At 71.2% G+C, this 12,463-nt stretch carries 11 protein-coding genes; 1 reads left to right on the forward strand and 10 read right to left on the reverse strand.

The window, feature by feature from the left end:
* Positions 1-44: 44 nt before the first annotated feature.
* The 7 genes from MYF83_RS36620 to MYF83_RS36650 all read right to left on the reverse strand — a co-directional run bounded on the left by MYF83_RS36620 (position 45) and on the right by MYF83_RS36650 (position 8,642).
* Positions 45-374, reverse strand: coding sequence for a YciI family protein (locus MYF83_RS36620; RefSeq protein ID WP_248965396.1), 330 nt, complete (start codon positions 372-374; stop codon positions 45-47).
* Positions 375-537: 163 nt separating this feature from the next.
* A complete protein-coding gene (locus MYF83_RS36625; RefSeq protein WP_248965397.1) occupies positions 538-2,178 on the reverse strand; it encodes an MFS transporter in 1,641 nt (546 codons plus the stop codon).
* Between the two features lie 651 nt (positions 2,179-2,829).
* Positions 2,830-3,780, reverse strand: coding sequence for a prephenate dehydrogenase (locus MYF83_RS36630; RefSeq protein WP_248965398.1), 951 nt, complete (start codon positions 3,778-3,780; stop codon positions 2,830-2,832).
* Positions 3,781-4,210: 430 nt separating this feature from the next.
* Complete coding sequence (locus MYF83_RS36635; RefSeq protein WP_248965399.1) at positions 4,211-5,014, reverse strand: TIGR03084 family metal-binding protein; 804 nt, start codon at positions 5,012-5,014, stop codon at positions 4,211-4,213.
* A gap of 39 nt (positions 5,015-5,053) precedes the next feature.
* Positions 5,054-6,250, reverse strand: a complete 1,197-nt coding sequence (locus MYF83_RS43355; protein WP_279340566.1) for a carboxymuconolactone decarboxylase family protein — start codon at positions 6,248-6,250, stop codon at positions 5,054-5,056.
* A gap of 170 nt (positions 6,251-6,420) precedes the next feature.
* Complete coding sequence (locus MYF83_RS36645) at positions 6,421-8,076, reverse strand: GMC family oxidoreductase N-terminal domain-containing protein (protein ID WP_248965400.1); 1,656 nt, start codon at positions 8,074-8,076, stop codon at positions 6,421-6,423.
* Positions 8,073-8,642 carry a DUF5987 family protein gene (locus tag MYF83_RS36650; RefSeq protein WP_248965401.1) on the reverse strand — a complete coding sequence of 190 codons (570 nt, stop codon included), beginning with the start codon at positions 8,640-8,642 and terminating at the stop codon, positions 8,073-8,075. The genes MYF83_RS36645 and MYF83_RS36650 overlap by 4 nt, the downstream gene beginning before the upstream one ends.
* A 364-nt stretch (positions 8,643-9,006) precedes the next feature.
* On the opposite strand from MYF83_RS36650, the gene MYF83_RS36655 reads away from it, so the two are divergent.
* A complete protein-coding gene (locus tag MYF83_RS36655; RefSeq protein WP_248965402.1) occupies positions 9,007-9,780 on the forward strand; it encodes a helix-turn-helix domain-containing protein in 774 nt (257 codons plus the stop codon).
* 267 nt (positions 9,781-10,047) lie between these two features.
* On the opposite strand, the gene MYF83_RS36660 is transcribed toward MYF83_RS36655, so the two are convergent.
* Genes MYF83_RS36660 through MYF83_RS36670 form a run of 3 tightly spaced genes read right to left on the reverse strand, consistent with a single transcriptional unit; the run spans position 10,048 to position 12,461 of the window.
* Entirely contained in the window at positions 10,048-11,463 is a 1,416-nt protein-coding gene (locus MYF83_RS36660) for a cytochrome P450 (protein ID WP_248965403.1), read from the reverse strand.
* Positions 11,460-11,999, reverse strand: a complete 540-nt coding sequence (locus MYF83_RS36665; protein WP_248965404.1) for a flavin reductase family protein — start codon at positions 11,997-11,999, stop codon at positions 11,460-11,462. The genes MYF83_RS36660 and MYF83_RS36665 overlap by 4 nt, the downstream gene beginning before the upstream one ends.
* 33 nt (positions 12,000-12,032) lie before the next feature.
* Positions 12,033-12,461, reverse strand: coding sequence for an acyl-CoA thioesterase (locus MYF83_RS36670; protein ID WP_248965405.1), 429 nt, complete (start codon positions 12,459-12,461; stop codon positions 12,033-12,035).
* Positions 12,462-12,463: the final 2 nt, after the last annotated feature.

Below are 12,463 nucleotides of genomic sequence, written 5' to 3' on the forward strand. Positions count from 1 at the left end.
CTCGTACGCCCGTCCCGGCGTGGCCGCCGGCACGGGTGGTGCGGTCAGCCGAGCAGAGGGCGGACCTCGATGCCACCGCGCCACGTGCCGGGGCTGAGCTTGGCGATCTCCACGGCATGGTCGAGGTCACGGGCCTCGATCACGGAGAAGCCGCCGAGCACCTCCTTGGCGTCGACGAAGGCGCCGTCGGTGACGCCGTCGCTGCGGACGGCCTTGGCGGTGGTGCTGGGGTGCAGGGCGTAGCCGGCGACGATGCTGCCGCCGAGCTCCTCGATCTTGTCCGCGTAGGTGCCGTGGGCCTCCAGCTCGTCGGCCGGGGCCTCCGACCAGTCGGCAGGGGTGGGGGCGTAAAGCAGAATCGCGAACTGAGCCATCAGGCTCTCCTCTCGTAGTCGTTTCATTTACAACGAACCGGCTACCGCCGCGTCGGTGATCTCTCTCCGAACGATGGTACGGTCCGAGTTCTTCGGCGTCCTGACATAGACGCATTCGGTCGGCGTTATGGGCGGGCCGGAAAGGTCCTCCCGCAACGCATCGCTAGGCCTCCTGGCTCGCCACCGCGACCTCGCCGCGAGCCGGCTCGGGAGTCGCCTCCGTGGTGACCACCTCGCCGCCGCTGTTCGCCTCGCCGCCGTTCGCGTCACCCTCGCCGGGGTTCGCCGGCGCCTGCCCGAAGGCGGGCAGCTGACGCAGGACGACCGCGTTGAGGATGGCGACTCCGAGGACGGTGAGCGCGCTGATCGCCGCCACCACGTGCAGCCCGCTGGTGAACGCCTGGCGAGCCGGGGCGAGGAGCGCGCCGGCGATCTGCTCCGGCAGGCCGCCCGCCGCGGCCGCCGCGCCGGCGACGCTCTCCCGGGCGGCGTCGGCCGCCGCCGCGGGCACGCCGGCCGGAACCGCGTCCGCGACCTGGGCCCGGTACACCAGGGTGCCGATCGTGCCGACGGTGGCGATGCCCAGCGCGTAACCGAGCTCGTTGGCGATCTGCGCCAGCGACGACGCCGACCCGGCCTTCTCCGGCGGGACCGAACCGACGACCAGGCCCATGCCGATCGTGAGCAGCGGCCCGCCGCCGAGGCACCAGATGGAGTACCCGATGATCAGGCCGGCGACCGAGTCGGCGAAGGCGAGGACGGTCAGACCGGCGACCACGAAGAGCAGGCCGCCCGCGATGAGGTGGGCCGGCTTGAACCGGCCGCCCAGCTGCGGGCCGACGGTGACGCTGACGATGCCGAGCACCAGGCCGGGCACCAGGCAGAGGCCCGCCTGCAGCGGCGTCAGGCCCGCCACCGACTGGAAGTACTGGGTGATGAACAGCATGGTGCAACCGGTGAGGCCGCTGTAGAGCAGCATGCTGCTCAGCTCACTGTTGAACATCCGGTTGCCGAACAGGCGCAGGTCGAGCAGGGGGTCGCTCAGGGCGCGCTGGCGGCGCAGGAACGCCACCGCCATGACCAGGCCGACGGCCAGGGCGATGACGGGCACCGCCTGCCAGCCGGTCCGGGCGAGCTCCTTGATGCCGTAGATGACCGGCAGGACCGCCGCCAGGGACAGGGCCACGCTGGTGAGGTCGATCTTGCCGGCCTCGGAATTGCGGTACTCCGGCAGCAGGATCGGGCCCACGACGAGCAGCAACACCATCGGTGGCACACCGATCAGGAAGACCGATCCCCACCAGAAGTACTCCAGCAGCACGCCGCCGATGAGCGGGCCGATGATCGCACCCACCGAGAACGACCCGGCCCAGATACCGATCGCGGTCGCCCGCTGCTTGTCGTCGTGGAACATGTTGCTGATCAGGGACAGCGTGGACGGGCCCAGCGTGGCGCCGGCGATGCCGAGCACGCCGCGGGCGAGGATCAGCGTGACGGCGCTGGTCGAGTAGGCCGCCACGATCGAGGCGACGCCGAACGCCGCCGCACCGATCAGGAGCAGCTTGCGGCGGCCGATGCGGTCGCCCAGGTTGCCCATGGTGATGAGGAAGCCGGCGACCATGAACCCGTAGATGTCCACGATCCAGAGTTGCTGGGTGCTGTTCGGGCCGAGCTTCGCACTCAACTCGGGCAGCGCGAGGAGCACCACGAAGATGTCCAGGGCGACGATGAGGGCGGGCAGGGCCACAACCGCCAGGCCCACCCATTCACGTCGTCCAGCCTTGAGCCGCACATCGTCGGTCACATTCCTGTCCTCTCTTGGTCGGACGCACACCAGCGGAGTGACCGCTGCTTGAGTCGGGTGGTGCGATTCACATGGATGTGCTCGATATCAGGCCGGGTCCTCCGGACTCCGGGGAGACAGGGCGTACCGGCCGTGGACTTCCAGCAGCGGCGCCCCCTTTCCCAGGCATCGGAGATCGGGCTGATCACGCCGGCGGCGCCTGTGCGATGGACGGAACCCGGACGAACGGAGCGCCCAGCGATCGCCACCAGAGGATGCGGCGGGAGACCGAGCGACAATCCCGCACACCCCGCCTCACAAGGAGAGAGAAAGCGGGGAAATCGACGAACCGCGCTGACCCAGGAATGAAACGGTCAGAGCGCGTTGCAGAGGGACACACCGACACCAGCCGACGCGTGGTACTCCGGACCTGGCCACCGGGGTGCGCCATCAGGCGAAACCTTCCGAGTAAGGCCGAGTCAAGCCATCTTGTCATGCTGGTCGGCACGCTCCTTTCTGTCGGCGTTGGCCGGGCGGCGACCACACGCCGATGCTCTCCACAGCATTGTCTCGCCGGCCACCCCGCGACACTTCTTTCAAAATGCTCTTTAACCGGGTCCCGGCCGGGGCGGGCATGGGTCCCGGCCGGGGCGGGCGTGGCTCCCGGCCGGCTCAGGCCGCCGCTGCGGCCCGCTCCTCGGCCCAGCGCGACGGCCAGGCCTCGACGATGTGCTCACGGCCGAGGTTGCCGCGGATGAGCAGGTCGGCGAGCACGCCGGGCATGTCAGGGTCACGGCTGCGCAGGGCGGAGGCGGCCTCGGTCAGGTCCCGCACGACCGCTTCGAGCACCGTGGCGACCGATTCGGCGTTCTGCTGGAGGATGTCGCACCACAGGCCGGGGGCGCCGGTCGCGATGCGGGTGGTGTCCCGCAGCCCCGCGCCGACCAGCGACAGCATCGCCTCGTCGGCGCCCGCGAACCTGGCCGCGAGAGCGGCCGACACAAGGTGCGGCGCGTGCGAGACCGCGGCGACCACCCGGTCGTGGGCATCCGGGGCGAGCACCTTCGGCTCCCCGCCGCACAGCTCCACCAGCCGGGCGACCAGGCGGACGGCCTCCCCCGGCGTCCCCGGGTGCGGGCACAGCGCCCAGGGCCGGCCGGCGAACAGCTCCGGCCGGGCGGCGGCGGGTCCCGACAGTTCCCGCCCCGCCATCGGATGGCCGGGAACGTAGGTCGTGAAGTCGCAGCCCGCGAGCTCGGCGTCGGCGAAGATACGGCCCTTGGTGCTCGCCACGTCGGTGTACACGGCGCCGAGCCCGCGGGCCTGGGCGTCGCGCAGCACGCCGACCACGGTGGACGGCGGAGTGGCGATGACGACCACGTCGGCGGGAGGGCCGCCGGCCGCCAATGCGATGCCGGCCCCCATACGCTCCGCCTGCGCCAGCGAGCCCGCGTCCCGGTCGGCCAGCGCCACCTGGACGCCCGCCCGGCGCAGGCCGAGCGCGATCGAGGTCCCGATCACGCCGGTTCCGATGACCGTGACACGGCGGATCGCGGGCGAGCCCGGCTCGGCGGCCGCCTGCATACGCGGCGGCGCGGCGTCCGCGGTCATCGTCATCGCCATGGGTGGCTCCCTTTTCCTCGCCGTTTCGCGCGGTGGAATTGTTTCCGCACCACCAACTGTGCGCTCTGCACGGCCATTCGAAGGGGAGAAACAAAGGCAGCAAGTTGTCCGCCGGTAACCGTTTCCTGCCAATGGACCACCGGCCGGTGTCCAAGCATTCATGCCGGGCAGGAATTCACTTCCAGGACGAGACGAAAGGGCCACTGTACCGTCGCCGGCGGAAGCGCCCTGGACCACGGAATTCCGGAAAACGCGCGCGAGGGGAACCTCCGCGCGAAGGCACGCCCCGGAAGGCCACGGACACACGGAAGGGACCCCACCGGCGGTCGCGCCGATGAGGTCCCGGGTCCGCTCCCGCGCTCCCTGGCGGCCCCACCGATGAGGTCCCCGGTCCCCGGGCCTCCGATGGCGAGCCCCGGGCTCGGCGCGCCTACACCCCGGCGGTCGCGAACTGGCCGGGGGTGCGGCCCGCGCCGGCGGGGCCGCGGTAGCACTGGGCGATGTCCAGCCAGTGGTCGGCCTCGGCTCCGGTGGCGGTGACCGCGAGATCGTCACGGTGGCGGCGCCGGGTCGCGAGCAGGCAGAAGTCGACGGCGGGCCCGGCGATCCGCTGCTCGGCGTCCTCGGGCCCGAACGCCCACAGCTCGCCGGACGGCGCGGTGAGCTCGAAGCGGAACTCGGTCGCCGGCGGAGTCAGGCCGCGCGCCTGGTAGCCGAAGTCCTTGGTCAGGATCGCGAACACCACCAGGTGCTTGATGCGGTCGGTGCGCTCCAGGCTCGCGCCCAGCGCGTCGGCGATGTCCTGCCCGTGCGCGAACTGCTCCATAATGCCCGCGCAGGCGAGGATGATCGGCGGCAGCGGGTTGACCAGCCACGGCACCACCTGACCGGCCGGCACGGCCGCGAGCGCCTCGACCACGGCCGCGCGCTCGGCCCGCCAGCGGCCGAGCAGCACCTCGGGGGTGTCGTCCGCGTAGTCCGCGAGCGCGGCGTTGACCGCGCCGTTGAAGTCTTGCTCGGCCCCGGCGGTCATGGCCTTGAAGCCCTCGGGGTCGGACGCCGCGGCGCCGGCGATGCGGAAGATGAAGGCAAGGTGGGCGATCTGGTCGGCGACCGTCCATCCCGGGGCGGCGCTGGGCAGCCGCCACTGTTCCGGGGTGAGCCCGGCGACCAGGTCATCGAGCTGGTCGCCTTCAGCGGACAGATCTGCGAGCACGATATCCAGCTCGGACACGTGTCTCTCCTCTCACTGGGAATCGGATGATGCGAGCCGTCAATCGGCGCCGGCGGCCTGCTGGTCCCGCACGGAATCCACCTGGTGGCCGGGTACGAGCCCGGCCGGGCGGACCTGCGAGGAACTCGCCTGATCGTCCAGAGCGGGACCTGCCCGATGGCCGGGAGCCGTGCCGCCGGACGTGGAGGGAGGCGGCGTCGTGCGCAGCCAACCGGCCACCCGGCGCGCGGCGGCCATGCTCGCCCAGGAGGTCAGCTCGACGAGCGCCCGGTCACCGGGCGTCCCGGCCCGGAACTCCGCCACGACGGGGGAGTCGACCTGGTAGGAGGCCATCGCGGTGAGCAGCGCCAGCCGTCCGGCCGGACGCTGCGCGGGCGGCAGGCCGGACAGGGCGATGGTGGCCCAGGACCGGCCGAGGCCGGGCGGGCCGCCGTTCCAGGTGGCCAGCTCGGCGGTGACCAGCTCGCGGACTTGCTCCGGTACCGAGCGGCGACCGGCCTCGTCGATGGCGGCGGCGGCCCGGGCGAAGGCGCCGGCGATGACGGGGGCGCCCTCGGCGAAGGACAGGTCCGCGGGCAGCGGCGCGGGAGGCAGCAGGGCGAGCGAGGCGCCGGGCGCGGCGGCCCTGCGAGCGGCCGGGCGCATGACCAGCCCGAACAGCCGCATCAGCACGCCGCGTGCCCGGTCCGGCACCTGCGGGGGGAGCGGCGAGTCGCCGAGGAAGACGTTCACCATGCGGTTCAGGTACTGGAAGGTCACCGCCACCGCGGCCATTTCCCTGGCCTCCTCCGCCGGTGCGGGCGGTTCCCGCCGCGCGGCCGTCTCCCGCGTCCCGCCGGCCAGGGCCCACTCGGCCACCCGGCGGATGCGAGGATCGGCGATCGCCTCGGCGTGGTCACGGGCGATCTCGGCCGCCGGGCCGCCCGGCACCAGGCCGTCCATGGTGGCCCGGTGCACGTCGACGCAGTACGGGCAGACGTTGCCGGCCGAGACGGCGGTGGCGACCGCCTCCTTGACGGGCCGTGACACGGCGCCGGCGGCGAGCAGTGACTCGCGCAGCATCGCCCAGGAGGCGGCGAGCGGCTCGGGCGCGGGCGAGTGCAGCAGGATGGGCGGCGCGAGCATGCCGAAGTCCTGCTCGGCCTGCGCGTACACCCTGGCGACCAGGCCCTGCGCCGCGGCCGGCCGCACCGGCACGACATGCCGCACCTGCCCCAGCACCCCAGGCAGCGTCAAGCGGCTGAGCACCTTACCCATCGCTTCCCCTCCCCTACCGGGTCATCCGCGAACATGCACCAGGTCCCGCGCCGCCCAAGGCGCCGATCCACTCCACATCCCGTCCCACCGCCCCGGCGCCGGCGGAAAGGCACGGCGAGGCGGGTAGAACTCCTCCCGCCCCGCATCGGTCACCGGCGCATGAGGTCGGGGATGAGGGGGGCGGCGGCGCGGCGGGTGGCGGTGCCGCCGTTGGGGGCCGGGGCGCCGTAGGTGACCTCGACGTCGCGTTCCCGCGCGGCCGCGACGATGCCGGGGATGGCGCGTTCGGCGAGCGCGGAGATGGTCATGGCGGGGTTGACGGTCAGCGCTCCCGGCACGGCGGAGCCGTCGGTGACGAAGATGCCGGGGTGGCCGCGCAGCTCGTGGCGGTCGTCGAGGGCCGAGGTGGCCGGGTCGTCTCCGATGCGGCAGGACGCCAGCGGGTGCACGGTGTACGCACCCACCACGTCGTTGGTCCACGCCGCGACCTCGGCCAGCCCGTCGCGTTCGAGGATGTCCTTGACCTCGGCGTCCGCCAGGGCCCAGGCGCGCAGCGTGTTGGGGGTCGGGTCGTAGCGCAGCCGGCCGATGCCGAGCATCTGCTGGGACAGCCGGTCAGCGTTGCCGCGCTCCGGAGGCGGGCCGAACACGCCCTCGTTGTCGTCCTCGATCATCTGGAAGATGATCAGCCAGGAGCGCCAGCGCTTGAGCACTTCCTTCTTGTCGACGCCGAACCAGCTCACGCCGCTCGCGCCGGGGACCTGGGCGAGAATGGTGCCGAGCCCCGGCGGGAAGTACAGCTGCTCCAGCGAGAAGCGCTCGTACTCCGGCAGCGACCCGTCGAGGCGGTCCCAGTTGGCGACGACCGGGCCTTTGCCGATCTGGTTGGCCTCGTAGGCCAGGCCGTTGCCGCGTTCGAGGCCGAGGACGTCGCGGACGCGGTCCTCGTTGAGGATGGCGGTGTTGAGCCGCTCGCCGTTCCCGGAGAAGTAGCGGCCGACGGCACGGGGCATCGTGCCAAGCGTGGCCTCGCTGCGCTGCAGGATGACGGGTGTCGCGCCGGCGCCGGCCGCGAGCACGATGACCTTGGCGTCGATGGTGCCGCTTCCGGTGGTGATCCGGTAGTCCTCGTCGTCGACGTGCTGGTAGTGGACGCGGTACCCGCCGTCGTCGGTCCGCGAGATGTGCTGCACCTCGTGCAGCGGCCTGATCTCCGCGCCGTGGGCCAGTGCGGCCGGCAGGTAGGTGAACAGCAGCGACTTCTTGGCGTCGAAGCGGCATCCGGCCATCATCCAGTTGCAGTTCACGCACTGGGTGGGGTCGACGGCGACCGGCACCGGGTTCGCCGTGCGGCCGGCGTGGTCGCACGCCGCCGCCCATAGGCCTCCCGCGTAGGAGACGTCGCTCCATTCCTGCTGGTAGATCGGGATCGACTCGGCGACCCGGTCGTACCACGGGTCGAGGGTGTCGCGGCTGACGGCGGCCGGCCACATGCGCCGGCCGATGCTCCCGTGGCGCTCGAAGACGAAACGCGGCGCGCGCGGCATCGCGGCGAAGTAGACGACGCTGCCGCCGCCCACGCAGTTGCCGCCGAGGATGCTCATGCCGTCGCCCACGACGAAGTCGAAGGCCCGCGTGTAGGACGACCCGAGCTTGAAGTCCTGGTCGAAGTCCTCGCCGGTCAGCCACGGCCCGCGTTCGAGCACCACGACCTTCGCGCCGCCGGCGGCGAGGTGGTAGGCCGCGATCGCGCCGCCGAAGCCGCTGCCGACCACGAGGACGTCGGTGCGTTCCGTGCTGGTCATGCGGGGCTCCCTGAAGGGGTCGTGTCCGGGTGCAGGCGAGCCAGCGGCCGGCCGTAGGAGTACTCGGAGAAGCGCCACAGGCCGTCCGGGCCGGGCTTCTCGATGCCCAGCGCGATCAGCCCCGGATGCCCCTGGGCGATCGCGTCGGCGGTGTGCATGTGGGCCGCCGAGTCGAAGGCCATGTTGCTGAACAGCGCGAGGCTCACCCACAGGGCCTTCTCGGGGTGGCCGGGGGTGGTCAGCCGCTGGACCAGGGTGGTGCGGTGCTCGAAGGGCAGCGCGACGAACGGCGGCACGGACTCGTCCAGGTCCAGGGCGTGCTCGGCGGCGTACGCCCGCGCGTGGTCGTCCAGCGCGGAGGCGAAGCCGTCCAGGCCCTCGCTGATGCCGGTCGCGTCCCACTCCAGCAGCTCGATGGCGCCTGCGGCCACGGCGCCGCCGCCGGCGGCCGCGCCCGCCACGGCCCTGTCGTCCGGTGATCGCTTCTCGCCGGGGACGATCGTGTCCGCGAACGCCTCCAGCGTCATCGTCCTGGCTTGGTTCCCGTCTGGGGCTGGCGACCGCATAGGCGTTCCCTTCGTCCGTCCAGGCCGGCTGCCGACCAGTTCATCGTTCAGCCACGGCCGCCTCCGGTGCATCTTCTGAGTTGCTTTCACATTTCCGCCGCCGCATCCGCAGAAAGCGGATATGAGCAGGCAGGGGGGCCTTAGGGGTTGTCGCAGGAGGTACGGCGGCCAATTCTGATGACATGGCCAAGTGCCGTTGATGTGTCGTCGTCGAGCGTCGTCTTTCCCGGAATTCACTTCCTGACCGGGTGGGATCCATTCACAGCAGTGGGATGTGAGCAGATGACGGAGGCTCGCGAGGACGAGTACTCCCGTGTCAATTCGGGGTCGATCACCACAACACCTCCAACGCACGGGAGGAGCAATGGAAAGCGCAATCGAACAAGCCGTCCTGCGCGTCGTCAGGAGCATGCACGAAAACCTGGGCGAGCAGCTGACCATCAATGACATGGCTCGCACGGCGATGTTCAGCAAGTTCCACTTCTCCCGCGTGTTCCAGCGGGTCACCGGCTTGTCGCCCGGCCGCTTCCTGTCCGCGGTGCGGATCCAGGAGGCCAAGAGGCTCCTCGCCTCCACCTCGTTGACCGTCACGGACATCAGCCACAGAGTGGGCTATTCCAGTGTCGGAACCTTCAGTTCTCGTTTCACCAGCAGCGTGGGACTTTCTCCGACGAAATACCGTCAGCTCAAGAGCGTCGCGCCGCGGGCGCCGATCGATGGATTCGACGAGCCGCCCGTCATGGGTCCGGTGACGACGACGATCCGGGGTGACATCTTCTCCCCGCTCGAGGACCAGCCCATCTTCGCCGGCCTTTTTCCCGACCGGATCCTCGAGGGCCGTCCCGTGAGGTACACGATCCTGCGCAAGCCGGGTCCGTACGTGCTGGAGGACGTGCCGCAAGGTGAGTGGCACCTGATGGCCCAGGCCGTCGCCCCGGGCCGCGAGGACGCGGTGGATCATGCCCCGGGCGGCGACGAGGCCCTGTGCATCGGCCGCCACGGCCCGATCACCGTACGGCCCGGCACGCACACGAGAATCGCCGACCTTTCCCTGCACCCGATGCGCCCCCTCGACCCCCCGGTGTTGCTCGCCCTGCGCGACCTGTTACCCGTCAACGTCCCGCAGCTCATCCACTGAGCGCGTTGACGACGCCATCGTGGCGGCCTTGAGCACCTTGACATGAATTGTCGTTATTTAGTGTGACCTGATCTGAGTTGAAGCTTTGAGAAACCGCCGGCCGAACCCGAGCCGCCGCTTCGTCCGACTTCTTGTGACCCTTACCTGACGCCGTGCGGCCGTGCCACCTGTCGCCGTGCCGGCACGCGGATGGCGGGCGCCCCATCAGGTGGGCGCCCGCCATCTCCGTGTCCCCCAGGCCCCGGGCCGGCTGCCCGCCCGGCTCCTTCAGGCGGGGTGGACGGTCATCGGCAGGCCGCCGCGGACGCGCAGGGAGAGCATCGGCTCGGGGACCACGTCGTGGCCGGGGAGCTGGGTCAGCCGCAGGTCACGGGCGATCATGGCGATCACGAACGTGGCCTCCATCATCCCGAGGTGGTTGCCGACACAGAACCGGGGTCCGGCGCCGAAGGGGATGTAGGCGTACCTCGGCCGGTTCACCGGACGGTCGGGGTCGAACCGCTCCGGGTCGAACCGGTCCGGCTCGTCCCAGAAAGCGGGGTGCCGGTGCAGGGTGTAGGGGCTGATGAGGACGTCGGAGCCGGCGGGCACGTGATAGCCGCCGACCTCGTCGTCGCCCTGCGCCTCCCGGGGCAGCATCCACACCGGCGGGTAGAGCCGCATGACCTCCTCCACCACCATCGCCGTGTACCGCAGCCGGTGGAGGTCCTCGTGCACGGGCAGCCGGTCGCCGAGCACCTCGACGGCCTCGGCGTGCAGCCGGTCGCGGACCTCGGGATGCCGGTCGATGAGGTGGAAGGTCCACGCCAGGGTGCTGGCCGTGGTCTCGTGCCCGGCGAGCAGCAGGGTGACCAGCTCGTCGCGCATCCGCTGCCGGCCGACGCGGGGGTCGGCCTCCTGCCGGGTCGAGGCGATCAGACGGGAGACGACGTCGTCACCGAGCTCGCCCGGACGGGCCAGGCGGTCGGCGACGAGATGGTCGACGATGCGCTGCAGCTCGGCGCGGGCACGGCGGAACCGCATCTGCTTGGGCAGCGGCACCCACATCGGCACCTTGCTCAGCGTGACCAGCTCGAACATCGCCTGGTCCTGGACGGCCTCGAAGGAGTGCCCGATCGAGCTGAAGGCGCCGAGGTCGGCGTCGAGCAGGGTGCGCCCGAGCACGCCGAGGCTGAGCCAGGTCATCTCCTGCACGACGTCGACCGGCTCGCCGCCCGTGTGGGCCCGCAGCCGTTCGACGAGGTTCGCCGCCTCCGCCGCGATCACGGCGTCCATCCGGCTGATCCGCTTGTTCTGGAACACCGGCTGGATCATCCTGCGCTGCTTGCGCCACAGATCGCCCTCGCTGGTCAGCAGGCCGTCGCCGATGGCACGCCGCGCCTGCACGAGACCGACGCCCTTGTGGTAGTTGCCGTTGTTGTCGGCCAGGACGTGCTTGGCGTGGTCGGGGTGGTTGAAGAAGTAGAGGGTCTTCGGGCCGATGCGCAGCCGGGCGGCGTCGCCGTAGGTCGCGGCCAGGTTCATCAGCGCGAGCCGGTCGGTGGCGAGCTTCTTGAACAGCCCGGGCCCCGCCCAGAGCGGGGGCCCGGGGGGCACCCGCCGGGCGGACGGCGCCGCCCGGCCCGATGCCTTCCCGGAGACGCTGCCGGCCGCCTTGCCGGCCTTGGGTCCGGTGAGGGTCACAGCGGCACCTCGCTCCAGTCGGGGCTCATCTGACGGACCTTGCCCTTGAAGAACAGCAGGCAGTCGCGATCGGTCGGCAGGGCGAGGGTGAGGATCTTCCCGATGAAGATGGTGTGGTCGCCGCCGTCGTAGGTGCGCCACACCTCACACTCGAAGCTGGCGAGGGTCCCGGTGAGCAGCGGCGCCCCGGTCTCCTCGCCAGGGGCCCAGTCGATGTTCTCGAACTGGGCCGCGCCCAGGGGACGCCAGCGGTTGGCGAAGTGCATCGCCTCCGGCTCCTGGTGCGCGGCCAGCACGGACACCCCGAAGTAGCCCGTGGTGGTGAGGCACTGGTGCATCATCGCGCCGCGGTCGACGCAGACCAGCACCAGCGGCGGGTCGAGCGACACCGAGGTGAAGGAGTTGGCGGTCATGGCGTGCGGGATCGCGCCGCCCGTCGTCACCACGGTGACCCCGGTGGCGAACGTCCCGAACGCTCGCCGCAGCGCCTTCAGGTCCGCCACCGGGCGGGTTTGCGTGGATTGGTCGACGTTCACGCTGTCCTCCTCGCTGACTGTCGGGGGCCGCGCCTACGAGGCATACGGTTCGAGCGCCCGTGCCAAGGCGTCGGGCACCCTGGAGGGGACCGTACGGGTGTTGGGCCCGCGCATGCAGGCCACCCGCTGCCGGCCCCGGGCGATCAGCGTCTCGGTGCCGTCCGGGTCGAGCCGGACGTAGTCGAAGCTGAACTCGACCTGGGTCTGGGCCAGCTCCTGCAGCCGCATCCTGATGGACAGCTCGCTGAAGGCCGTGATCTCGGCGAAGAACTCGCAGTCGACCTTCAGCGTGAACAGCTTCAGGTCGTCCTGGAGGTCGGCGAGCACCTCCGGCGCCCGCTGCTTGAGGAACATCTCCCGGCAGCGTCCCTGCCAGCGCAGGTAGTTGACGTAGTAGACGTTGCCCACGATGTTGGTCTCTTCGAAGCCGACCGTGTGCAGGTATTCGTAGTACTTGCCCATCG

Origin of the sequence: Sphaerisporangium perillae, from assembly GCF_023276435.1 — a bacterium.
Taxonomy (GTDB): domain Bacteria; phylum Actinomycetota; class Actinomycetes; order Streptosporangiales; family Streptosporangiaceae; genus Sphaerisporangium; species Sphaerisporangium perillae.

What these genes read in the sequence shown, in the direction of transcription:
- MYF83_RS36620 (WP_248965396.1), bottom strand. Translation starts at nt 374, where the DNA reads ATGGCTCAGTTCGCGATTCTGCTTTACGCCCCCACCCCTGCCGACTGG.
- MYF83_RS36650 (WP_248965401.1), bottom strand. Translation starts at nt 8,642, where the DNA reads ATGCGGTCGCCAGCCCCAGACGGGAACCAAGCCAGGACGATGACGCTG.
- MYF83_RS36670 (WP_248965405.1), bottom strand. Translation starts at nt 12,461, where the DNA reads ATGGGCAAGTACTACGAATACCTGCACACGGTCGGCTTCGAAGAGACC.
- MYF83_RS36630 (WP_248965398.1), bottom strand. Translation starts at nt 3,780, where the DNA reads ATGGCGATGACGATGACCGCGGACGCCGCGCCGCCGCGTATGCAGGCG.
- MYF83_RS36655 (WP_248965402.1), top strand. Translation starts at nt 9,007, where the DNA reads ATGGAAAGCGCAATCGAACAAGCCGTCCTGCGCGTCGTCAGGAGCATG.
- MYF83_RS36645 (WP_248965400.1), bottom strand. Translation starts at nt 8,076, where the DNA reads ATGACCAGCACGGAACGCACCGACGTCCTCGTGGTCGGCAGCGGCTTC.